Here is a 23,096-nt window from a genome sequence, read left to right on the forward strand (position 1 = left end):
CCGTACGGTTCGCAACCACTCACGATACGTGCCGGAGGCAACCCGCAATGAGCTGATGCGAGATCTCAGGCCCGCGAACTCGTCCCCGGCCGCGCGCGGGTGAACAACCGGCACCGGTCTGTCCACCCGCGGCGCCCCCGCCGCGGCGTCACGACTTCGGCTTGAACGTCGTCGTAAGCGTCCGCCAGGTGCTCTTGCGCAGGGCGCTGTCCCACTTGGCGTCCTTCGCGGTGTACATGAGTCCGTATCCCTGATGCGAGTTGACGACGAATCCGCGGTCTGTGGACCGGTACTTCGTCCCGCCCTCCACGTAGGTGAACTCCCAGTCGGCCGTGTTCCAGCCGCGGTAGTCCACCTTCTCTATACGGATGCGCTTGTACTGCGAGCGGACCATGTACCGCTCCTGGTTCTTCCAGTCCGCGACCGGGTCGTTCTTGGGCGTGGACGTCCAGCCGACCAGGAGCTTCTGCCCGTCCGGGCCGCTGAAGCGGGACCCCGCCGCGCCCGTGGACTGGTACTTCCATCCCTTCGGCAGGCCTATGGAGAACCCTTGCCCCGCCTTGTACGTCTGTACGGCGGTGCTGTCGTCCGACTTCGTGTCGTCCTTGCCGCCCTTGTCGTCCGACGCGTCCCCGCTCGGCGTGCTGTCGGGGCTCCCGCCCGCGCCCGGCTTCTGAGAGGCCGTGGCCGACGGGGACTTGTCGTCGCCGTCCGCGCCGGCGCCGGACCCCTTGTCCTTGTCGGCGCTGCCCGCGTCCGTCCCGCCGGACGAGGTCTTGGTGCCGCCGCTCTTGCTGTCACCGGCATCGCCGTCACCGCCCCCGAGGGTCAGGGCCAGCACGGTACCGATGATGGCGAGGACCACGACCACCGCCGTGAGCACCAGCGTCCGCCGCGGCACCACGTCGGTCAGCGGAGCCGCCTTGGGCGCGGGCCGCGCAGGCGCGGGGGGCACCTCGGGCCAGCCCGACGTCCGTCCCGCGCTCTCCTTGTCCGGCCCCTCCGCGGCATCCCGCGTACGGGACTTGCCGCTCTCGGACGCGAAGGCCGACGCCGTCACGCCGCCCGCGGATTCGCCCGCACCGGCGTCACCGGACCGGCCCGCGACGGAGCCCGCCGCGCCCGCGCCCGCCGCAAGCGCCGTACCCGAACCGGACGCCGTACCCGAACCGGACGCCGTACCCGAACCGGACGCCGTACCCGAACCGGCCTTGCCGGAGTCGGCCGCACCGGGACCGGACTCACCGGACGCCGGCGTGTCCGCCCCGGCCGACGCCGCACCTCCCGCACCCGCGGCCCCGTCGGCCCCCTTGGCCCCGGGAACCGCCGCGGAACCGGACGTGCCCGTGGATCCGGACTTGGCGCGTGCGGTGACCGCGGCCGCTCCCGCCACCTTCCCCAGGGAACGCAATGCCCCGCGCAGCCGTTCGCCCGCGTCCTCGCCGCGCCTGCCGCCCGAACCGCCCCGGTCCGAGTCCTCCGGGACCGGGGGCAGCGCCACGACCTTCGTCGCGTCCACCGGCTCGGACCCGGCCTCCCGGGACGTCGGCTTTTGCCGCAGCACCTCGGTGAGCATCGCCCGCGCGCCCGCGTCGTCGAGCCGCTGCTCGGGATCCTTGGCCAGCAGACCGTAGATCACCTTCTCCAGCGGTCCCGCGTGCTTGGGCTGCTCCACCGGCTCGGTCATCACCGCGGTGAGCGTCGCGATCGCGGAACCCCTGTCGTACGGCGGCACGCCTTCCACCGCCGCGTACAGCAGTCCGCCGAGCGACCAGAGGTCGGCCGCGGGGCCGGGCTTGTGGCCGCGCGCCCGCTCGGGCGAGATGTACGAGGGCGCGCCGACGAGCATGCCGGTCGAGGTGATGGACGGGTCGCCCTCCACCTGCGCGATACCGAAGTCGGTCAGTACGACCCGGCCGTCCTCGGACATCAGCACGTTCGACGGCTTCACGTCCCGGTGCAGAATGCCCTCACGGTGCGCCGCCCGCAGCACGTCGAGGATCGCCAGACCGACCTCCGCCGCCCGCCTCGGCGTCAGCAGCCCGTCCTCGCGGATGACCTCGGCGAGGGACTTGCCCTCGATGAGCTCCATCACGATCCAGGGCCGGTCGTCCTCGTCGACCACGTCGTACACGGTGACCGCGCCGTGGTTCCGGATCCGGGCGATCGCCTTGGCCTCGCGCAGCGTCCGTGTGATCAGCCGCCGCTTCTCGTCCTCGTCGATGCTCGACGGGAACCGCAGCTCCTTGACGGCCACCGTGCGGCTCAGGGTTTCGTCCTGGGCGCGCCACACCGTGCCCATGCCGCCGCGGCCGAGTACGTCTCCCAGCCGGTACCGCCCGGCGAGGAGACGTCCGCTCTTGTCCTGACGGGATGCTCCCGCCCGCTCCGCCTCCGACATGCGTCCCCTCATGCAACCCGCCCCGACAGAGCCTTCATTGTCCCTCACGCATGGACCACCCGACGCCCAGGGTGCCCCGGGACCGGGGCAGGACCCGGCTTCGGTGCGGCCGACCCGGGAGACCGCCTGCCGCACGGCTCCGTTCGTCCCGCATCATGGGCCCCCGACAAGGGAGGACCGCGATGCCGCTGCTCCGGACACGCCGGACACTCGTGACCATTCCGGTGACCGCCGTTCTGCTCGGCCTCACCCCGGCCGGTTCCCCGCCGACGCGAGCGCCGCCGCGGACACCGCCCTGACTTTGCTCGTCTCCCGGGGAAGGGCCCCGGCCGCGGCCCTCCTCATCCGCGAGGAGACGGGTACCCGCTACGCCCACGCCGAAGCCGTCACCGACACCACCCCTTCCTTCCCCTGGACCGCACCCGGATCGGACACCACCTCAGTCCGGGGCGCCCCTCCGGAACCTGACGCCACGTCCGCACCGCGGAGCCCGGCCGCGTCCGGTGCCGTGTCCCCGGCCGCCGGCTCCCGGGCCGGTGCCGCCATCAGCAGCCGCGACCACTTCCGCGCGGGCAGCATCACCAAGACGTTCCTCGCGACCGTCGTGCTGCAACTGGCCGCCGAGCACCGGCTGTCCCTTTCTGACTCCGTGGCGGAACACCTGCCGGGACTGGTGCACGGAGCGGGCAACGACGGTCGCGCGCTCACCCTGCGCGCCCTGCTCACCCACACCAGCGGTCTGTACGACTTCACGGCGGAGACCAGGGGTGCCGCCCCCGTCACCCCGCTTCAAGCTCTGCGCATCGCCTTCACCCACCCCCCCGGCCCACCGCGGCCGCTTCGCCTACTCCAACACCAATTACGTCCTGCTCGGACTGGTCGTCCGTCAGGTCACCGGCCACACGTACGCCATCGAGGTCCGGCGGCGCGTCCTCACCCCCTCCGTCTGACGGGCACTTCCTTCCCCGGCGCCCGCGTCTCCCTCCCCTCCCCGCACGGCCGCGCCCACGCCGCCGACGGGAGCGACGTCACCGAGCTCGACCCGCGCGTGGCCGGCGCGTCGGGCGAGCTGGTCAGCACGCTTGCCGACCTGAACCGCTTCTACGCGGCCCTGCTGGGCGGTGAGCTGCTCCCGCCGGCCCTGCTGCGCGAGATGCTCGACACCCGTACCGCACAGGGCAGGTACGGCATGGGGCTCTATCCGGTGACGCTGCCGTGCGGCACCACGGTATGGGGACACAACGGCCGAATATCCGGCAGCTACGTGCGCACCGCAGCGACCGCCGACGGCCGTCGTGTCCTCACCTTCCGGGTGAACACGGACGGGATCGCAGACCCGGACCTCGAACCGGCCCTGCTCGCCGCCGAGTTCTGCCCCCGCACCTCGTAGAACGGTTGGTCCCCGAGCAGATATCCCAGCTCACGACACCCGTTCGAGTGAATCCACGCCGGGCACGGCCGAGGCCGCCGGGGCGCCGGAACACGCCCCACCGCCACACCCCCTACCGAGCCGCGATGTCCGGCGCTCCCAGCCGTGCCGCGTCCGCCGTCAGGTCGTCGGGCTGGCGCTGCGACTCCCGTTCCGCCTCGACCCGCTTCTCGTAGTGCTCGATCTCGCGCTCGATCTGGTCCTTGTCCCAGCCGAGGACCGGCGCCATCAGCTCGGCCGCCTCACGGGCGCAGCGCGTGCCCCGGTCGAAGGTCTCGATCGAGATGCGTGTCCGCCGGGTCAGCACGTCGTCGAGGTGGCGCGCACCCTCGTGCGAGGCGGCGTAGACGACCTCCGCGCGCAGATAGTCGTCGGCGCCCTGGAGGGGCGCGCCGAGTGAGGAGTCGGCGGCGATGAGGTCGAGCAGTTCGTCGGCGAGCGACCCGTACCGGTTCAGCAGGTGCTCCACGCGCACGACGTGGATCCCGGTGTCGGCGGCGATCCGCGCTCGGGCGTTCCACCTGGCCCGGTAGCCCTCGGCGCCGACGAGGGGGATGTCCTCGGTGACGCACTCGGCGACACGCTGGTCGAGGCCGTGCACCGCCTCGTCCACGGCGTCCTTGGCCATGACGCGGTACGTCGTGTACTTGCCGCCCGCGACGACCACGAGACCCGGCACCGGATGCGCCACGGTGTGCTCGCGCGAGAGTTTGCTGGTGGCGTCCGACTCACCGGCGAGCAGCGGGCGCAGTCCCGCGTAGACACCCTCGACGTCGTCGCGGGTGAGGGGCAGGGCCAGGACCGAGTTGACGTGCTCCAGGAGGTAGTCGATGTCGGCGCTGGAGGCCGCCGGGTGCGCCTTGTCGAGGTCCCAGTCGGTGTCGGTGGTCCCGACGATCCAGTGCCGCCCCCACGGGATGACGAAGAGCACGGACTTCTCGGTGCGCAGGATCAGACCGGTCGTCGAGTTGATGCGGTCCTTCGGTACGACCAGATGGATGCCCTTGGACGCCCGTACGTGGAACTGCCCGCGCTCCCCGACCATCGCCTGGGTGTCGTCCGTCCACACACCCGTCGCGTTCACCACCTGCTTGGCGTGGATTGCGTACTCCCCGCCGGTTTCGAGGTCGTGCACCCGGGCGCCGACGACGCGTTCGCCTTCGCGCAGGAAGCCGGTCACCTTCGCGCGGTTGGCGACCTTCGCGCCGTAGGCGGCCGCCGTGCGCACCAGCGTGGCGACATAGCGGGCGTCGTCCATCTGCGCGTCGTAGTACTGCAGGGCGCCCACCAGCGCGTCCTTCTTCAGGGCGGGGGCGACGCGCAGTGCGTGGCGACGGGTCAGGTGGCGGTGGCCGGGAAGGCCGCGGCCGTGTCCGCGGGCCATCGACATCGCGTCGTACAGGGCGACGCCCGAGCCGGCGTACAACCGCTCCCAGCCCTTGTGCTGCAACGGGTAGAGGAACGGCACCGGCTTCACGAGGTGCGGCGCGAGCCGTTCCAGAAGCAGTCCGCGCTCCTTGAGGGCCTCGCGCACCAGTGTGAAGTCGAGCATCTCCAGATATCGCAGGCCGCCATGGATCAGCTTGCTGGACCTGCTGGAGGTGCCGGACGCCCAGTCGCGCGCCTCGACCAACCCCGTCGACAGGCCGCGTGTCACGGCGTCGAGCGCGGTGCCCGCACCGACCACGCCCGCGCCTACGACCAGGATGTCCAGTTCACGCTCGGCCAATCCCGCAAGTGACTCGGCGCGCTCCGCCGGCCCCAGTGTCGCTGTCCTCACCGCTGCCTCCCGCTATCCGTTGCGCTGGCCGCACCCGTCCGGCGAAGCCCGGCTCTCACCCCATGCCCAAATTCTGACCTTGTTGCCCACCTTCGGCCACCGCCGGCCCGGCCGCCTGTGGACATCGATCGGGGACTCACGAGAAAACACAGCCAAAGAATCCCGCATATCGGTCATATTTACTCCTAGTCTGACATTGCGCTCGCCCGTTCTGTCCACAGGGCTTGCACACCTGTCCCACTACGGCTACTGGGAAGGACGGCCCACGCCATGCCCGCAGATCTCGCCGTCATCGGACTCGGTCATCTCGGCCTGCCCCTGGCCCAGGCCGCCGTCGCCGCCGGCATCCCCACCCTCGGCTACAAGACCGGACCCGAGGGCGGCTCGCTCACCGCCGCCGAACTGCGCCGGATGCACTCGGGAGGCTTCCGGCCGACCACCAACCCGGCCGAGCTCGGCCGGGTGCGCACGGCGGTCATCTGCGCGCCCACGCCCCGGGGCGCGGACGGAGCGCCGGACCTGGGCCAGGTGGCCGCCGCCGCCCGCACCCTGGCCGCCCGGCTGCGCCCGCACACCACGGTGATTCTGGAGTCCGCCGTGCACCCCGGGACCACGGAGGACTTCCTGCGCCCCCTGCTGGAGGAGGGCTCCGGGCTGCGCGCCGGCCGCGACTTCCACCTCGCGTACTCCCCCAGCCGGGTCGACCCCGGCAACCGCGACTTCCACCCGTCCAGCACCCCGAAGGTCATCGGCGGCCTCACCCCCGCCTGCACCGAGTCGGCCGCCGCCTTCTACGGACGCCTCACCGACAAGGTCGTACGCGCGCGTGGACCACGCGAGGCGGAGACCGTACAACTGCTCGAGACCAACTTCCGGCACGTCAACATCGCCCTGGTGAACGAGATGGCCGTGCTCTGCCACGACCTGGGCGTCGACCTGTGGGACGTCATCCGCTGCGCGGAGACCAAGCCGTTCGGCTTCCAGGCCTTCCGGCCCGGACCGGGCGTCGGCGGCCACGGCGTCGCCCAGGACCTGCGGGGCCGCTCCGGCCGCACCCTGCGCATGGTCGAACTGGCCCAGCAGGTCAACGACCACATGCCGCAGTACGTCATCCAGCGGGCCGCGACCCTCCTCAACGAGCACGGGAAGTCGGCCCGCGGCGCGCGCGTGCTGCTCCTCGGCGTCACGTACAAGCAGGACCTCGCCGACCAGCAGGGCTCCCCCGCCCACGAGATCGCCCTGCGTCTCATGGAACTCGGCGCGTCCGTCAGCTATCACGACCCGTTGATCCCCGCCTGGAGCGTTCTGGACCGCCCCATCCCCCGCGCCGACTCGCTGTACGAGGCCGCGGCCGACGCCGATCTGACGATCCTGCTCCAGCAGCACCGCACGTACGACCTCCAGGGCCTGTCCGTGAAGGCCCAGCTCCTCCTGGACACCCGGGGAGCCACGCCGACCGGGGCGGCGCACCGGCTCTGACCACCGGGAAATCCCCGTACGGAGTACGCCCCGGGCCTGCTAGTGTGCGGCAGCTCGCACGCACGTGCGCTCGCGTTTCCGGCGCACCCGCTGTGCGCTGCTGTCCCTGGGGGGATCCACATGAGCACGCCGTCCACGCCGCCGCCCGTTCCACCGGCCGAGCAGTCCGGGAACCCGTACGCGGGTGCCCCCGGGACCGGGAACCCGTATGCCGGCGCCCCCGGAACCGGGAACCCGTTCGCGGCCGGGCCGGGCCCCGCGGACGCCCCGCAAGGAGCGCCCGTCCCCGGCTTCCCGCAGCAGCAGGGCGCACCGGGCTTCCCGATGGCCCCGATGGCCCCGTCCGCTCCGGCCCGGGCCAACCTCGGCCTCGGACTCGCCGCCGCCGTCGGCACCGCGCTGGTCGCGGCCGTCGCGTACGGCGTGGTCATCGGCCTCACGAAGCACGAGATCGGCTGGGCGGCGGTCGGCGTCGGCTTCCTCACCGGCCTCGCCGCGGGCCGCGTCGGCGGACGCAACCCGGTCCTGCCGGTGGTCAGCGTCGTGCTGTCCGCGGGCGCGGTCTACCTCGGCCAGCTGATCGGCGAGGCCATGATCGGCGCGAAGGACCTGGGCGTGGACTTCAGCGAGCTCTTCTTCGACCACTTCGACGCGGTGCAGGAGGCGTGGAAGGCCGACTCCGATCCGCTGACGTTCGTCTTCTTCGCCATCGCCGCGTACGTGGCCTTCTCCAGCGCCAAGAAGGCCGGTCAGTAACCGGTTCGGCATGCGAAAGGGCCCGGTCACCGCACGGTGACCGGGCCCTTTCGCATGCGGGACTAGCGCTTGTGCTGCGCGTCCGCGACCGTGACCTCCACGCGCTGGAACTCCTTGAGCTCGCTGTAGCCGGTGGTGGCCATGGCACGGCGGAGGGCACCGAAGATGTTCATGGAGCCGTCCGGGATGTGCGAGGGACCGGCGAGGATCTCCTCGATCGTGCCGACGGTGCCGAGGTCGACCTTCTTGCCGCGCGGCAGCTCCTCGTTCACCGCCTCCATGCCCCAGTGGTGGCCCCGGCCGGGCGCGTCCGTGGCGCGCGCCAGCGGGGAGCCCATCATCACCGCGTCGGCCCCGCAGGCGATGGCCTTGGGCAGGTCGCCGGACCAGCCGACGCCGCCGTCCGCGATGACGTGCACGTAGCGGCCGCCGGACTCGTCCATGTAGTCCCGGCGGGCCGCGGCGACGTCCGCCACCGCGGTCGCCATCGGGACCTGGATGCCGAGGACGTTGCGCGTGGTGTGCGCGGCGCCGCCGCCGAAGCCGACCAGCACGCCGGCCGCGCCCGTGCGCATCAGGTGCAGGGCGGCGGTGTACGTGGCGCAGCCGCCGACGATCACCGGGACGTCCAGCTCGTAGATGAACTGCTTCAGGTTCAGCGGTTCGGCGGCACCGGAGACGTGCTCGGCCGACACCGTCGTACCGCGGATGACGAAGATGTCCACGCCCGCGTCCACGACTGCCTTGGAGAACTGGGCCGTGCGCTGCGGGGACAGCGCGGCGGCGGTGACCACGCCCGAGTCGCGCACCTCCTTGATGCGCTGCCCGATCAGCTCCTCCTTGATGGGAGCCGCGTAGATCTCCTGGAGGCGGCGGGTCGCGGTGTCCGCGTCCAGCTCGCCGATCTCGTCCAGCAGCGGCTGCGGGTCCTCGTACCTCGTCCACAGGCCCTCGAGGTTGAGGACGCCCAGGCCGCCCAGCTCACCGATGCGGATCGCGGTGGCCGGGGAGACGATGGAGTCCATGGGGGCGGCCAGGAACGGCAGCTCGAAGCGGTAGGCGTCGATCTGCCAGGCGATCGAGACCTCCTTCGGGTCCCGGGTCCGGCGGCTCGGGACGACGGCGATGTCGTCGAAGGCGTACGCCCGGCGGCCGCGCTTGCCGCGCCCGATCTCGATCTCAGTCACGTGTGTGGCCTTTCCTCTGCGTTTCAGCGCCTTCCAGTATCCCCGACGCCCACGCCGAGAGCGGCCCCGGAACCTCCGGGACCGCTCTCGATCGCACATCGACGCGTGCTTCAGGCGCGCGTGGGGCTCACTTACGGCTGTAGTTCGGCGCCTCGACCGTCATCTGGATGTCGTGCGGGTGGCTCTCCTTGAGACCGGCCGAGGTGATCCGCACGAAGCGGCCCTTGGACTCCATCTCCCCGATGCTGGCCGCGCCCACGTAGCCCATGGTCTGGCGCAGACCGCCGACGAGCTGGTGCAGCACGTTGGCGAGGGGGCCGCGGTAGGGCACCTGGCCCTCGATGCCCTCGGGCACGAGCTTGTCGTCGGCGGCCACCTCGGCCTGGAAGTAGCGGTCCTTCGAGTACGACCGGCCCTGGCCGCGGGACTGCATGGCGCCGAGCGAGCCCATGCCGCGGTACGACTTGAACTGCTTGCCGTTGATGAACTGCAGCTCGCCGGGCGATTCCTCGCAGCCGGCCAGGAGGCTGCCCAGCATCACCGTGTCGGCGCCGGCGGCCAGTGCCTTGCCGATGTCGCCGGAGTACTGCAGGCCGCCGTCGCCGATGACCGGGATGCCCGCGGGACGCGCCGCGAGGGCGGCCTCGTAGATGGCGGTGACCTGCGGGACGCCGATGCCGGCGACCACGCGGGTGGTACAGATCGAGCCGGGGCCCACGCCGACCTTGATGCCGTCGACGCCGGCGTCGATCAGCGCCTGCGCGCCGTCACGCGTGGCGACGTTGCCGCCGATCACGTCGACGTTCACGCTGGACTTGATCTTCGCCATCCAGTTGAGGGCGTTGCTGTTGTGGCCGTGCGAGGTGTCGACGACGAGGAAGTCCACACCGGCCTCGGCGAGCGCCTGGGCCCGCTCCAGCGCCTCGGGGCTGGCGCCCACGGCGGCACCGACGAGCAGCCGGCCCTCGGCGTCCTTCGCGGCGTGCGGGTACTGCTCGGCCTTGACGAAGTCCTTGACCGTGATGAGGCCCTTGAGAACACCCGCCTCGTCGACCAGGGGCAGCTTCTCGATCTTGTGGCGGCGCAGCAGCTCCATGGCGTCGGCACCGGAGATGCCGACCTTGCCGGTGACCAGCGGCATCGGGGTCATGACCTCGCGCACCTGGCGGGAGCGATCGTTCTCGAAGGCCATGTCGCGGTTGGTGACGATGCCGAGCAGCTTCTTGTTGCCGTCGGTGACCGGGACTCCGCTGATGCGGAACTTGGCGCACAGGGCGTCGGCCTCGGCCAGCGTGGCGTCCGGGTGCACGGTGATGGGGTCGGTGACCATGCCGGACTCGGAGCGCTTCACGAGGTCGACCTGGTTGACCTGGTCCTCGACCGACAGGTTGCGGTGCAGCACGCCGACGCCGCCCTGGCGGGCCATCGAGATCGCCATGCGGGACTCGGTCACCTTGTCCATCGCCGCGGACAGCAGCGGGATGTTCACCCGTACGTTGCGGGAGATGCGGGACGAGGTGTCGACCGCGTTGGGGAGCACCTCGGATGCACCCGGCAGCAGCAGCACGTCGTCGTAGGTCAGCCCGAGTGTCGCGAATTTTCCGGGCACTCCGTCGACGTTCGCAGTCATGACACCTTCCCCAAATGGCCTTGATCGGTGCGGATGTCCATGCTAACGGGAAGCATGGCTCTCTCATTCCACGGTTCCGGACGCCCGTCGGCTTCGTAGCTTCGTACGGAACCGGCGGGGCAGCCGTTCACCCGCCGGCCGGAACCCGGCACCGGCCCGCCGAAGGCGGAGGCGTCCGGCGGGACGAGCCGCCGGCACCACCGGGGAGCCGCTACTGCTCCGCCAGCGCCCGCAGGCGGCTCAGGGCCCGGTGCTGGGCCACGCGGACCGCACCGGGTGACATTCCCAACATCTGTCCGGTCTCCTCGGCCGTGAGACCCACCGCGATCCTCAGCAGGAGCAGTTCCCGCTGGTTCTCGGGGAGGTTGGCCAGGAGTTTCTTGGCCCACTCGGCATCGCTGCTGAGCAGGGCACGCTCCTCGGGGCCGAGCGAGTCGTCGGGGCGCTCGGGCATCTCGTCCGAGGGCACGGCCGTCGAACCGGGGTGCCGCATCGCGGCGCGCTGCAGGTCGGCGACCTTGTGCGCGGCGATGGCGAAGACGAAGGCCTCGAAGGGGCGCCCGGTGTCCTTGTAGCGCGGCAGGGCCAGCAGCACCGCGACGCAGACCTCCTGCGCCAGGTCCTCCACGAAGTGCCGCGCGTCGCCCGGTAGCCGGGAAAGACGGGCGCGGCAGTACCGCAGAGCGAGAGGGTGTACGTGAGCGAGCAGGTCGTGTGTCGCCTGCTCGTCGCCGTCGACCGCGCGATGGACGAGCGCACCGATCACCGTCGTCTCGTCGTCGCGCATCAATCCATGGTGCCTCGGCGTCGTCCGATCCGTGGCACCGCGTCCATAGTTGTGCACCGAAGCGTTATGAGTAGGTGCGCCGGAACTCATCTCCTGCGCCCTCCCCTTCCGCTCGACCGACTCGTCCCCGAGGAACTCCACACCTCAAGGATGCGGCATCCGCCGGGAAACGGGGGCCGGGCACCGGAGGGACCCTGTCGGACGGCCCGGCCCCGCCCGCCGCGCGGCGGGCGGGAGGCGCCGAACGGCAGGTGGGGAGCGCCGTCCCGCAGCAGCTCACCTAGCGGACCAGGCCCCACCGGAAACCGAGCGCCACGGCGTGCGCGCGGTCCGAGGCGCCCAGCTTCTTGAAGAGCCGGCGGGCGTGCGTCTTGACGGTGTCCTCGGAGAGGAACAGCTCCCGGCCGATCTCCGCGTTGGAGCGGCCGTGGCTCATGCCCTCCAGGACCTGGATCTCACGCGCCGTGAGCGTCGGCGCGGCACCCATCTCGGCCGACCGCAGCCGACGCGGGGCGAGCCGCCAGGTCGGGTCGGCGAGTGCCTGCGTCACCGTGGCCCGCAGTTCGGCGCGCGAGGCGTCCTTGTGCAGATAGCCGCGGGCACCGGCGGCGACGGCGAGCGCCACACCGTCCAGGTCCTCGGCGACGGTGAGCATGATGATGCGGGCACCCGGATCGGCGGAGAGCAGCCGCCGGACCGTCTCGACGCCGCCCAGACCGGGCATGCGTACGTCCATCAGAATCAGGTCCGAGCGGTCGGCGCCCCAGCGGCGGAGGACTTCCTCGCCGTTGGCCGCAGTCGTCACGCGCTCGACGCCGGGCACGGTAGCCACCGCGCGGCGGAGCGCCTCTCGGGCGAGCGGGGAGTCGTCGCAGACGAGGACGGATGTCATGACCGCCCTCCGCAGCTGATGCGCGTCACCTTGAGCCTCCAGGCTGGTACGAATCGTCACCTGTGCGGTCGACACTCGTGGACGGATTCTGCCGTCTGCCCGAGCGCTTGTTCCTTCAACCGCCTCGCACTCTCAACGATGGTCACTCGAAAGAGTTACGGGGCCGTCCACCATCTTCGGCACTCTACGTGAGGGGGCGGACACGGTGCAGACATGCGCCACGGACCCTCAACGTTTCATCACAACCCATGCCCCATTTAGCCGGTTTTCTTCCCTTTTGCTGGTGTCTACGGCTAGATTCGCAATGAGTCATATTTTCATCTCCTTAGATCGTAGATGTACGGTCGATGGGCACATACCAGCCCAGAACGGCAACAAGGGGACACGCAATGGCAGATTTCTCCCGCCTTCCCGGTCCGAACGCGGACCTCTGGGACTGGCAGCTCCTCGCGGCCTGCCGCGGGGTCGACAGCTCGCTCTTCTTCCATCCGGAGGGCGAGCGGGGTGCGGCACGGAGCGCTCGCGAGAACTCGGCCAAAGAGGTCTGCATGAGGTGCCCCGTGCGCGCCCAGTGCGCGGCCCACGCCTTGGCGGTGCGCGAACCGTACGGCGTATGGGGCGGACTGACCGAGGACGAGCGCGAAGAGCTGATGGGACGCGCCCGCAACCGGCTGGTCACGGCAACGAGCAGCGGCGGCCCCGCCGCACCGTCGCACAACTGAAGGAACGTTTCTCCAAAGACGGGCACGCGCGGGCGTGCCCCTGCTTTTGGTGCGCCGCCGCCTGCCTCGGCGGTCCTCTTTTGCGCCGCCGCTGCCTCGGCGGTCCTTTTTTGCGCCGCCGCCCGCCTCAGCGGTTCTTTGCCGCGCCGCCGTCTCGGCGGGCCCCGGCGTGAGCTGCCGCCCGGCCCTGGCGGGCCGCGGCCCGGGCGAGCCGGTCGAGGGTCGCCGCCACCGCGGGCACCTGCGCGAGGTCCGGCAGCGTGAGCGCCACGATCTCCCGCCGCACCGGGGGTTCCACCGTCACTGTGCGTACTCCCTTGGCGCGTACCGACTCCACGGCCAGTTCGGGAAGGACCGCGACCCCGAGGCCCGCGCCGACCAGGCCGACCACCGCCGGGTAGTCGTCGGTGGCGAAGTCGATGCGGGGCACGAAGCCGGCGCTCTCGCAGGCCTCGATCAGCTGGCCGCGGCAGCGCGGGCAGCCCGCGATCCACGGCTCGCCGGCGAGATCTCCCATGGCGACCGACTCCGCCGTCCCCAGTCGGTGCCCTTCGGGGACGAGCCCGACGAGCCGGTCCACCAGCAGCGGCCGCACGACCAGGTCGTGCCACTCCTCGGTGGCCGCCGCTCCCTCGTAGCGGAAGGCGAGCGCGATGTCGCAGTCACCCTCGCGCAGCATCTCCACCGAGCGCGGCGGTTCTGCCTCCTCCAGGGAGACGCGGGTGCCGGGGTGGTCGGCGCGCAGCGCTGCGAGCGCGGTCGGTACCAGGGTGGAGCTGCCGCTCGGGAAGGAGACGAGCCGGACGCGGCCCGCGCGCAGTCCGGCGATGGCGGCCACCTCCTCCTCCGCGGCGGTCAGCCCGGCGAGGATGCCCGCCGCATGGCGCACGAGGGCCTCGCCGGCCTGGGTGAGGCGCATCTCCCGGCCGGTGCGGATCAGCAGCGGCGTACCGACGGAGGACTCCAGGGCCTTCATCTGCTGGCTGACGGCGGGCTGGGTGCAGCCCAGTGCGCGCCCCGCCGCCGAGAACGAGCCGGTGGCGGCCACGGCGCGCAGGACACGGAGATGACGGGCCTCGATCACCCTCCGAGCATAAGCGACGCTTGGGTAGGGCGCCGAATACTGCGTCGACGCTTTGGCTCCCGGTCGCCTAACGTGCCGCCATGAAGCTTCTGTCACTGAACATCGGCCGGGCGCGGGCGGTCACCTACACGGATCAGCCGGAGGGCCTGACCGGCATCGACAAGCGGCCGGTGGACGGGCCCGTGCGGGTCGCGGCCCCGGGGCCCAAGGGGGTCGGCGCCGGCGGACTGGCCGGGGACGCCGTGTGCGAGAAGCGCCATCACGGCGGGGACGACCAGGCGGTGTACGCGTTCGCGCGCGAGGACCTCGACGAGTGGGAGCGGGAGCTGGACCGCCCGCTGGCCAACGGCGCGTTCGGAGAGAACCTGACCACGTCGGGACTCGACGTGTCCGGCGCCCGCGTGGGCGAGCGGTGGGGCGTGGGTCCCGACGTCGTCCTTGAGGTGACCTGCGGGCGCATCCCCTGCCGTACCTTCCAGGGCCACCTCGGCGAGCAGGGCTGGGTGAAGCGCTTCACCCGGCGGGGTGCGCCAGGGCGCGTATCTGCGGGTGGTACGGCCGGGTGAGATCAGCGCGGGCGACCCGATCCGGATCCTGCACCGCCCAAACCACGACGTGACGGTGGCGCTCCAGTTCCGCGCCGTCACCCTGGAGCGGACCCTGCTGCCGCGGCTGCTGGCGGCGGCGGACGCGCTGCATCCGGAGGTGCGGGAGGACGCGCGCAAGTACGTGGAGAAGTACGGGCGTTAGCGCCGGGGCGCCGGTGCGGCAGACCGGCGGGTACGGGCCCGGCCGGGTGGGCGGAGCCGCAGCGCGCCAGTGGGGCCACCGGCCGGGCGGCGGTGCGGCGGCGAGAAGGCAGGTGGGGCGGCGGCCGGGGCGTGGCCGCGGGGCCGCCGGGCACGGTGCGGTAACGGGCGGCGGCGGGCGGGGGCTCCTGCCGCGGTGGTCACTAACCTTGGTCCATGACAACGGCTTTGATTACGGGATCGACCGCGGGCATCGGCGCCGCCTTCGCGCGGCGGCTGGCGGCCGGCGGGCACAACCTCGTCCTGGTGGCGCGGGACACCAAGCGGCTGCGCGAGCAGGCCACCGAGCTGCACGACCGGCACGGCATCGAGGCGGAGGTGCTGACGGCGGACCTGGCGACGGACGAGGGCATCGAGGCGGTGGCAGCGCGCCTCGCCGACCGCCGGAACCCCGTGGACCTGCTGGTCAACAACGCCGGCTTCGGCAACAAGGGCCGCTTCCTCGACGTGTCGACGGCGGACGAGCTGAAGATGCTCAAGGTGCACTGCGAGGCGGTGCTGCGGCTGACGTCGGCGGCCACGGAGGTCATGCGCGAGCGGGGCCGGGGCGGTGTCGTCAACGTCGCCTCGGTCGCCGCCTTCGTGCCGCGCGGTACGTACGGGGCGTCCAAGGCGTGGGTCGTGCAGTTCACGCAGGGCGTGGCGAAGGACCTGGCCGGCAGCGGCGTACGGCTGATGGCGCTCTGCCCCGGGTTCGTGCGCACGGAGTTCCACGAGCGGGCCGGGATGGGGACGGACAACATCCCGAAGTGGATGTGGCTCGACGCGGACAAGCTGGTCGCGTCGGCGCTGTCGGACCTGGCGCGGGGCAGGACCCTGTCCGTCCCGGACCCCCGATACAAGGCCCTGATGGGCCTGGTGAAGGTGACTCCGCGGGCGCTGCTGGGCGGCGTCACGTCGAGGACCGGACGCAAGTACGGCCCGCAGTAGGGGCGCGTCCGCGCGGGTCGTGCCGCCGGGGAGCCCGGCCCGGGCGTGGAGTGGATGGTGTCGTCGCTCCGGTGGGACGATGGGAGTGTTCCACCGGACCCAGGGGGCCGGAGGCGGCGCCATGACATTCGTACAGCTCATCGACTGCAGGACCAGCCGGTTCGACGAGATGAACCGGCTGATGGACACGTGGGTCGAACAGACCAGGGGGAAGCGGACCGCGACGCACAGCGTCATCGGCCGGGACCGGTCCGACGGGGACCACTTCGTGGAGATCGTGGAGTTCCCGTCGTACGAGGAGGCGATGCGGAACTCCGGCATGCCGGAGACGGAGCGGATCTTCCAGGACATGGTGGCACTCTGCGACGAGATGCCGACGTTCACCGATCTGGACGTGGTCCGGGACGATCAGCTCTGAGCGGGCGGCATCCGCGGGCGGCCGGCCGGGAAAAGGGGAAGCCCCCCTCACCCGGTGGGGGGAGGGGGACTTCTTCGAGGCGTCCTCCCTCTTCCCGCGGGGAGGGTGGGCTTCCTCGGGTGCTGCCGACCTCAGTGGGAGTGGCCGTGACCGTGGCCGTGGCCCGCGTCGCCCTCGTCCTCGGCCGGCTTCTCGACGACCAGGGTCTCGGTCGTGAGGAGCAGGGAGGCGATGGACGCGGCGTTCTCCAGGGCGGAGCGGGTGACCTTGACCGGGTCGATGACGCCGGCCTTGACCAGGTCGCCGTACTCGCCGGTCGCGGCGTTGAAGCCCTGGCCCTTGTCGAGCTCGGCGACCTTGGAGGTGATGACGTAACCCTCGAGGCCGGCGTTCTCGGCGATCCAGCGCAGCGGCTCGACGGCGGCCCTGCGGACGACCGCGACACCCGTGGCCTCGTCGCCGGTCTTGCCGAGGTTGCCCTCGAGGATCTTCACGGCGTGGACGAGCGCGGAGCCACCACCGGAGACGATGCCCTCCTCGACCGCGGCGCGGGTCGCGGAGATGGCGTCCTCGAGACGGTGCTTCTTCTCCTTCAGCTCCACCTCGGTGGCGGCGCCGACCTTGATCACGCACACGCCGCCGGCGAGCTTCGCGAGGCGCTCCTGGAGCTTCTCGCGGTCCCAGTCGGAGTCCGTGGACTCGATCTCGGCCTTGATCTGGTTGACCCGGCCGACGACGTCCTCGGACTTGCCGCCACCGTCGACGATGGTGGTGTCGTCCTTGGTGACGGTCACGCGGCGGGCGGTGCCGAGCACGTCCAGGCCGACCTGGTCGAGCTTGAGGCCGACCTCCTCGGCGATGACGGTGGCACCGGTGAGGGTGGCCATGTCGCCGAGCATCGCCTTGCGGCGGTCGCCGAAGCCGGGGGCCTTCACCGCGACGGCGTTGAACGTGCCGCGGATCTTGTTCACGACCAGGGTCGACAGGGCCTCGCCCTCGACGTCCTCGGCGATGATCAGGAGCGGCTTGGAGGCGTTGGTCTGGATGACCTTCTCCAGCAGCGGCAGCAGGTCCTGGATCGAGGAGATCTTGCCCTGGTGGATGAGGATGTACGGGTCGTCGAGGACGGCCTCCATACGCTCCTGGTCGGACACCATGTACGGCGACAGGTAGCCCTTGTCGAAGGCCATGCCCTCGGTGAAGTCCAGCTCCAGACCGAAGGTGTTGGACTCCTCGACGGTGATGACACCGTCCTTGCCGACCTTGTCCATCGCCTCGGCGATGAGCTCGCCGACCTGGCTGTCCTGGGCGGACAGACCGGCGACGGCGGCGATGTCGGACTTCTCGTCGATCGGCCGGGCGGTCGCGAGGAGCTCCTCGGACACGGCCTTGACGGCGGCGTCGATGCCCTTCTTGAGGAGGGCGGGCGACGCGCCGGCGGCGACGTTCTTCAGGCCCTCGCGCACCAGCGCCTGGGCCAGCACGGTGGCGGTGGTCGTACCGTCACCCGCGATGTCGTTGGTCTTGGTCGCCACCTCCTTCACCAGCTGGGCGCCGAGGTTCTCGTACGGGTCGTCGAGCTCGACCTCGCGGGCGATGGTCACGCCGTCGTTGGTGATGGTGGGGGCGCCGAACTTCTTGTCGATGACGACGTTGCGGCCCTTGGGGCCGATCGTCACCTTCACCGTGTCGGCAAGCTTGTTGACGCCGCGCTCAAGGGCGCGACGGGCGTCCTCGTCGAACTTCAGGATCTTCGCCATGGAGCGATTCAGCCCTCTCGGAAAACTTGGGAGAAACGAACTGCGCCCCCAGCGCCCGGCTTATTAAGGTCGCGGGGGCCAGGGGCGCAGCTCACTGCAAAACTTGGATGAACTACTTCTCGATGATCGCGAGCACGTCGCGAGCCGAGAGGACGAGGTACTCCTCGCCGCTGTACTTCACCTCGGTGCCGCCGTACTTGCTGTACAGCACGATGTCGCCGGTCTTCACGTCGAGCGGCAGGCGCTCGCCGTTCTCGAACCGGCCCGGGCCCACGGCCAGGACGACGCCCTCCTGGGGCTTCTCCTTGGCAGTGTCCGGAATGACCAGGCCAGAGGCGGTGGTCTGCTCGGCGTCGAGCGGCTGGACCACAATGCGGTCCTCGAGCGGCTTGATGGCAACCTTGGAGCTGGTGGTCGTCACGATCCGACCTCCCCCTTCGGAGATCTCGGGGTCAACTGTCTGAGGTGGCGACCAGGTGGATCCGTCGTCGCGGGTGCCGGACCTGCCCGTCGCTATTGGCACTCTCCAGGGGTGAGTGCCAGACCAGAGACTATGACCGCGATTAGCACTCGGTCAAGCGGAGTGCCAAACGAGGAGCGCGCGCCGCGTGCTTTCCGCTCCCCCCGGGCACCCCCGTGCGCCGCTACAGGTAGTCCTCCAGGCGGGCCGGCGTGAGGCCCTGGGCCTGGATGCGCCGCAGCAGGCGCGTGGTCGTCGCGGTGAGGTCGGGTTCGTCGGTGCCGAGGAGGATGTCGCCGGGGCGCAGGCGGTCCCGGCCGGGCTCGCGGCCCAGCACCACGGCCGAGACCCCGCAGTCGGCGGCGGCGCGCAGGGTGGTGGCGTCGTAGGTGCCGTACGGCGGACGGAGCAGCCGGGGCAGGACGCCGAAGCGTTCCCTGAGTTTGTCCCGCTGGCCGCAGATCTCGGCGCGCTGGCCCACGTACGGCAGTCCGCGCAGGGAGGAGTGGTCGAGCGTGTGGTTCTGCACGCTCGCGCCGACCGCGCGGAGGCGCGCGACGTGCCCGTACCCCGGCCCGACGACACGGTCGGTGAGGAACAGGCTGACCGGCAGCCGCAGTTCGCGGACCATGGCGGCGAAGCGCGGATCGCGTTCGGCGCTGTCGTCGTAGGTCAGGAAGACCACCTTGTCGCGGGTGGGGACGCGGTCGAGGACCGGCGGCAGGCCCGGGCCCGCCGCGCGTACGGGGGGCCGCCGGCCGGGCGGCCGGGGGGCGGCGGCGAGCGGAGCGGTCAGCCCCCAGCGGCGGTACGTCCCGGCGGGCGGACCCGGCCGCGGAGCGGTCGGTTCCCAGCGGTGGTTCGTCCCGGCGGGCGGACCCGGCCGGCCGTGCGGGCGCACCTGCTGCGCCGCCTTCCTTCCCAGCCGCTCGATGGGGTCGACGGACTGGGCGCAGCCGGTGGCTCCGGCGAACAGCCCGGCGACGAGCAGCCCGGCGAGCAGAGCGCGCCCACCGCTCGCGGCAGGCCGGCGGGGCGCACCGCTCACAGGTAGTCCTCCGGCCGCCCGCTCACAGGTAGTCCTCCAGCCGCGCCACGGCGTACCCCTCGTCCGTGACCTTCTTCAGGAAGCGGCGGACCATGTCGGGCATGGTGCCCTTCCAGTCCTCGCGGCCCCGGAAGTGGGTGAGGACGATGTCGCCGCGGTGCAGGGACCGGTCCCACTCGCGGTAGTCCCAGTGGTCGACGAAGACCTCCTCGTTCCACAGCGGGGCCGCCTTGATCCCGCAGGAAGCGGCGGCGCGCAGGGTGTCCTCGTTGTAGTTGCCGTAGGGCGGCCGGAAGAGCGTGGGGCGCTTGCCGAACTGCTTCTTCATCACGGTCTGCATCCCGCAGATCTCCCGTTTCTGCTCCGTGTACGAGAGGTTCGGCAGATACGGGTGGTGGAGGGTGTGGTTGTTCAGGGCGACGCCCGAGTCCCGCATCCTCCGGAAGTAGCCGTAGTCCTCCTTGGCCAGGTAGTCGCTGAGGAAGGCGGTGTACGGGATCCTCAGTTCGCTCATCATCCTGAGGAACGCCTGGTCCTTCTCGGCGCCGTCGTCGATGGTGAGGAAGACGACCTTGTCCTTGGTGGGGACGGTCGTGAAGACGGGCGGCAGTTCGTCCTGGCCGTCCACCTCGAAGCCCGCGCGGGTCGTGATCTCCGGCTTCCTCGCCGGCGGGGCCGGCGGGGCGAGCGGGACCTTGGCCAGCCCCCAGCGTCTGGCCGCGGCGACTCGCGCGACGTGCGCGGCGCGCAGCTTCGAGGCGTACGCGTCCAGGGCGCGGGCGGGCGGCGCGTTCAGCGGCTGCTGCCCGGAGGCCGGCCGCGCACCGGAGCCGGGGTCGGCGCAGCCGGCGGCGAGTGCGGCGGCGGCGAGCACGACGATGCCGCCCCGGACCCGCCGCACCGTCCTTCCGCCCGCCGTCCCACGAGGCACCGCACCACAAAACAGCGTCCGCTCCGGGCGATTTCCGTCATATTGTCGTACTGGTCGCATGGTGCCGGATCCTCGCAGGCCACCGTCCGCGGGCCGGGCCGACACCGCCGCCGGACGCGCACCGTCCACCGACTGGCCCACAATGGGCCGGTGACCGATCTGGACCCGCTGGCCTCCTTCGCCTCCCTCCACACGCCCGAGGGCCGCGCCCTCCTCGACGAGGTGCGGGGCACCGAGCCAACCCGGGAGCTGGCCGTCGCGACCCGGCTGCGCCGCGCGTACCCGGCGCCCCTGGTCACGGCGGCGCTCGCCCAGGCACACCTGCGCCGGCGGGCGGCGGCCAAGTTCGGGGCCATGGACGCGGAGCGGATGTTCTTCACCCCCGACGGCGTCGAGCAGTCCACGCGGACGAGCGTCGCGGCGTACCGCGCGGAGCGGTTCCGGGCGCTCGGGGTGCGCTCCGTCGCCGACCTCTGCTGCGGCATCGGGGGCGACGCGATCGCCCTGGCCCGCGCCGGGATCCGGGTGCTCGCCGTGGACCGGGACCCGCTGACGGCGGCGGCGGCCCGCGCGAACGCCGAGGCGCTGGGCCTGGCGGAGCTGATCGAGGTGCGTGAGGCGGACGTCACCGAGGTGGCCACGGCGGACTACGACGCCGTCTTCGTGGACCCCGCCAGGCGCGGCGGCCGGGGCCGGATCTTCGATCCCGAGGCCTACTCGCCGCCGCTGTCCTGGGCGACCGCGACGGCCCTCAAGGCCCCGCGGGCCGCGCTGAAGATCGCGCCGGGCGTCCCCCACGAGGCGATCCCGGCCGAGGCGGAGGCGGAGTGGATCTCGGACGGCGGGGACGTGAAGGAGGCCGTGCTGTGGTTCGGCACCGAGCCGGGGCTCGTGCGGGCCACGCTGCTGCCCGGTCCGCGCGGGCTGCGCGGGCGGGGGCTCCCCGACCCGCCGGTGCGCCCGCCGGGCCGGTACCTGTACGAACCCGACGGCGCCGCCATCCGCGCCCACCTCGTCGCCGAGGTGGCCGAGGAGCTCGACGGCGGCCTGCTCGACGAGACGATCGCGTACATCACCTCCGACCAGCTGCGCCCGACCCCGTACGCCACCGCGTACGAGATCACCGACCGGCTGCCCTTCAACGTGAAGAAGCTGAAGGCGCTGCTGCGGACGCGGGAGGTCGGCATCCTCACCGTCAAGAAGCGCGGCTCGGCCGTCGAGCCCGAGGAGCTGCGCCGGAAGGTGAAGCCGCAGGGGCGCAACGCGGCGACGGTGTTCCTCACGCGGGTGGCGGGGGCGCCGACGATGCTGGTCGGGCATCCGGCGTAGGTCCTGTCCCCCGGCGTCGGCCGCGGTCCGCCGCGCGGGCCAGCAGCAGTGCGCGTTCCCGTTCGTTGCGGGCCAGGGACGCGGCCCGTTCGAACTCCGCGCGGGCCTCGGCCGTACGTCCGAGGCGTGCGAGCAGGTCCCCGCGCACGCTCGGCAGCAAGTGGTAGGCGCGCAGGGCGGGTTCGTCCGCGAGCGCGTCCACCAGGGCGAGGGCGGGCCCGGGGCCTTCGGCCATGGAGACGGCGACCGCGCGGTTCAACTCGACCACGGGGGACGGGGAACGGGCGGCGAGAACCCCGTACAGGGCGGCGATCCGCCCCCAGTCGGTGTCCTCGTAGGCGTACGCCTGGGCGTGGCATGCGGCGATCGCGGCCTGGAGGACGTACGGTCCCGGGCCGCCGGCGGAGACGGCGTCGGCGCGGGCGAGAGCCGCGAAGCCGCGGCGGATCAGCATCCGGTTCCAGCGGCCGCGGTTCTGGTCCCTGAGCAGCACCGGTTCCCCGGACGGGCCGGTGCGGGCGGCCGATCTGGACGCCTGGAGCTCCAACAGCGCGGCCAGCCCGTGCACCTCGGGCTCCTTGGGCATCAGCCCGGCCAGCACGCGGGCCAGCCGCAGGGCGTCCTCGCACAGGCCGGGACGCAGCCAGTCGTCGCCCGCGGTCGCTGCGTACCCCTCGTTGAAGATCAGGTAGATGACCTCTAGGACCGACCCGAGGCGGCCGTCGCGCTCCGGACCGCAGGGCACCTCGAAGGCGACGTTCCTGCTGGCCAGCGTCCGTTTCGCGCGGACGATGCGCTGCGCGACGGTCGCCTCCGGGACGAGGAAGGCGCGCGCGATCTCGGGCGTGGTCAGGCCGCCGACGAGCCGCAGCGTGAGCGCGATGCGGGCCTCGGCGGACAGGACCGGGTGGCAGGCGGTGAAGACGAGCCGCAGCAGGTCGTCGTCGATGTCGTCGGGATCGGCGGGGGTGTCGAGGTGGTGCGGGGCGGCTTCGAGGTCCCGGCCCACCTCCGCGAGCTTGCGCGCGTACCGCTCCCGGCGGCGTACGAGGTCGACCGCGCGGTGCCTGGCCGTGGTCATGAGCCAGGCGCCCGGGTTGTCCGGGACGCCGTCGCGCGGCCACTGCTCCAGCGCGGCGACCAGCGCGTCCTGCGCGAGTTCCTCGGCGATCCCGACGTCCCGCACGATCCGGGCGACACCCGCGATGATGCGGGCGGACTCGATCCGGAAGATCGCCTCGACCGCCTCGACCGCCCGCACGGC

General features: G+C 71.9%; 17 protein-coding genes and 3 pseudogenes. 8 read left to right on the forward strand and 12 right to left on the reverse strand.

Annotated features, from left to right (window positions below; translation table 11 throughout):
* Positions 1-148 precede the first annotated feature (148 nt).
* Positions 149-2,401 carry a serine/threonine-protein kinase gene (locus tag AC0ZLC_RS20440; RefSeq protein WP_476753420.1) on the reverse strand — a complete coding sequence of 751 codons (2,253 nt, stop codon included), beginning with the start codon at positions 2,399-2,401 and terminating at the stop codon, positions 149-151.
* Between the two features lie 343 nt (positions 2,402-2,744).
* Between AC0ZLC_RS20440 and AC0ZLC_RS20445 the strand changes: the two are divergent.
* Positions 2,745-3,791, forward strand: a pseudogene (locus AC0ZLC_RS20445) (serine hydrolase domain-containing protein).
* 112 nt (positions 3,792-3,903) lie between these two features.
* On the opposite strand, the gene AC0ZLC_RS20450 reads toward AC0ZLC_RS20445, so the two are convergent.
* Positions 3,904-5,610: a glycerol-3-phosphate dehydrogenase/oxidase gene (locus tag AC0ZLC_RS20450; protein ID WP_476753421.1), complete on the reverse strand. Its 1,707-nt coding sequence runs from the start codon at positions 5,608-5,610 to the stop codon at positions 3,904-3,906.
* 270 nt (positions 5,611-5,880) lie between these two features.
* On the opposite strand from AC0ZLC_RS20450, the gene AC0ZLC_RS20455 reads away from it, so the two are divergent.
* Both AC0ZLC_RS20455 and AC0ZLC_RS20460 read left to right on the forward strand, forming a co-directional pair.
* Complete coding sequence (locus tag AC0ZLC_RS20455) at positions 5,881-7,089, forward strand: nucleotide sugar dehydrogenase (RefSeq protein WP_358852838.1); 1,209 nt, start codon at positions 5,881-5,883, stop codon at positions 7,087-7,089.
* 120 nt (positions 7,090-7,209) lie between these two features.
* Positions 7,210-7,845, forward strand: a complete 636-nt coding sequence (locus tag AC0ZLC_RS20460; protein ID WP_476753422.1) for a hypothetical protein — start codon at positions 7,210-7,212, stop codon at positions 7,843-7,845.
* A 62-nt stretch (positions 7,846-7,907) separates the two neighbouring features.
* Here the strand turns inward: AC0ZLC_RS20460 and AC0ZLC_RS20465 are convergent, their stop codons facing one another.
* From AC0ZLC_RS20465 to AC0ZLC_RS20480, 4 genes are all read right to left on the reverse strand, one after another.
* The gene (locus AC0ZLC_RS20465) at positions 7,908-9,032 is read right to left on the reverse strand and encodes a GuaB3 family IMP dehydrogenase-related protein (protein ID WP_358855243.1); all 1,125 of its coding nucleotides are present in this window, start codon (positions 9,030-9,032) and stop codon (positions 7,908-7,910) included.
* Positions 9,033-9,159: 127 nt separating this feature from the next.
* Positions 9,160-10,662, reverse strand: a complete 1,503-nt coding sequence (gene guaB / locus AC0ZLC_RS20470; RefSeq protein WP_476753423.1) for an IMP dehydrogenase — start codon at positions 10,660-10,662, stop codon at positions 9,160-9,162.
* 211 nt (positions 10,663-10,873) lie between these two features.
* Positions 10,874-11,449, reverse strand: a complete 576-nt coding sequence (locus AC0ZLC_RS20475) for a sigma-70 family RNA polymerase sigma factor (protein WP_355314556.1) — start codon at positions 11,447-11,449, stop codon at positions 10,874-10,876.
* 280 nt (positions 11,450-11,729) lie between these two features.
* Positions 11,730-12,341 (reverse strand): response regulator transcription factor, encoded by a 612-nt coding sequence (locus tag AC0ZLC_RS20480; RefSeq protein ID WP_003948568.1) that lies wholly within the window; start codon positions 12,339-12,341, stop codon positions 11,730-11,732.
* A 389-nt stretch (positions 12,342-12,730) separates the two neighbouring features.
* On the opposite strand from AC0ZLC_RS20480, the gene AC0ZLC_RS20485 reads away from it, so the two are divergent.
* Positions 12,731-13,063 (forward strand): WhiB family transcriptional regulator, encoded by a 333-nt coding sequence (locus tag AC0ZLC_RS20485; RefSeq protein ID WP_476753424.1) that lies wholly within the window; start codon positions 12,731-12,733, stop codon positions 13,061-13,063.
* Between the two features lie 127 nt (positions 13,064-13,190).
* Here AC0ZLC_RS20485 and AC0ZLC_RS20490 read toward each other — a convergent pair whose 3' ends face one another.
* Positions 13,191-14,147: a LysR family transcriptional regulator gene (locus tag AC0ZLC_RS20490; protein ID WP_476753425.1), complete on the reverse strand. Its 957-nt coding sequence runs from the start codon at positions 14,145-14,147 to the stop codon at positions 13,191-13,193.
* A gap of 80 nt (positions 14,148-14,227) precedes the next feature.
* On the opposite strand from AC0ZLC_RS20490, the pseudogene AC0ZLC_RS20495 reads away from it, so the two are divergent.
* The 3 genes and pseudogenes from AC0ZLC_RS20495 to AC0ZLC_RS20505 form a co-directional block, all read left to right on the forward strand.
* Positions 14,228-14,897, forward strand: a pseudogene (locus tag AC0ZLC_RS20495) (MOSC domain-containing protein).
* Between the two features lie 215 nt (positions 14,898-15,112).
* Complete coding sequence (locus tag AC0ZLC_RS20500) at positions 15,113-15,886, forward strand: SDR family NAD(P)-dependent oxidoreductase (protein WP_476753426.1); 774 nt, start codon at positions 15,113-15,115, stop codon at positions 15,884-15,886.
* Positions 15,887-16,007: 121 nt separating this feature from the next.
* A pseudogene (locus AC0ZLC_RS20505) lies at positions 16,008-16,301 on the forward strand (ester cyclase); the annotation flags it as partial.
* Positions 16,302-16,435: 134 nt separating this feature from the next.
* Here the strand turns inward: AC0ZLC_RS20505 and groL are convergent.
* The 4 genes from groL to AC0ZLC_RS20525 form a co-directional block, all read right to left on the reverse strand.
* On the reverse strand, positions 16,436-18,064 hold the full coding sequence (gene groL / locus AC0ZLC_RS20510; RefSeq protein ID WP_476753427.1) for a chaperonin GroEL: 1,629 nt from the start codon (positions 18,062-18,064) through the stop codon (positions 16,436-16,438).
* 112 nt (positions 18,065-18,176) lie between these two features.
* Positions 18,177-18,485, reverse strand: coding sequence for a co-chaperone GroES (groES, locus tag AC0ZLC_RS20515; RefSeq protein WP_019066754.1), 309 nt, complete (start codon positions 18,483-18,485; stop codon positions 18,177-18,179).
* A 223-nt stretch (positions 18,486-18,708) separates the two neighbouring features.
* Positions 18,709-19,572, reverse strand: a complete 864-nt coding sequence (locus AC0ZLC_RS20520) for a polysaccharide deacetylase family protein (protein ID WP_476753428.1) — start codon at positions 19,570-19,572, stop codon at positions 18,709-18,711.
* A gap of 22 nt (positions 19,573-19,594) precedes the next feature.
* Positions 19,595-20,563: a polysaccharide deacetylase family protein gene (locus AC0ZLC_RS20525; RefSeq protein ID WP_476753429.1), complete on the reverse strand. Its 969-nt coding sequence runs from the start codon at positions 20,561-20,563 to the stop codon at positions 19,595-19,597.
* Positions 20,564-20,653: 90 nt separating this feature from the next.
* Here AC0ZLC_RS20525 and AC0ZLC_RS20530 point away from each other — a divergent pair, with 90 nt between their 5' ends.
* Positions 20,654-21,832, forward strand: coding sequence for a class I SAM-dependent methyltransferase (locus tag AC0ZLC_RS20530; protein ID WP_476753430.1), 1,179 nt, complete (start codon positions 20,654-20,656; stop codon positions 21,830-21,832).
* Here the strand turns inward: AC0ZLC_RS20530 and AC0ZLC_RS20535 are convergent.
* On the reverse strand, positions 21,783-23,093 hold the full coding sequence (locus AC0ZLC_RS20535; protein ID WP_476753598.1) for an RNA polymerase sigma factor: 1,311 nt from the start codon (positions 23,091-23,093) through the stop codon (positions 21,783-21,785). The two genes, AC0ZLC_RS20530 and AC0ZLC_RS20535, sit on opposite strands and share 50 nt — an antisense overlap.
* Between the last annotated feature and the right edge of the window lie 3 nt (positions 23,094-23,096).

This window comes from Streptomyces sp. GLSS-08, from assembly GCF_056387915.1.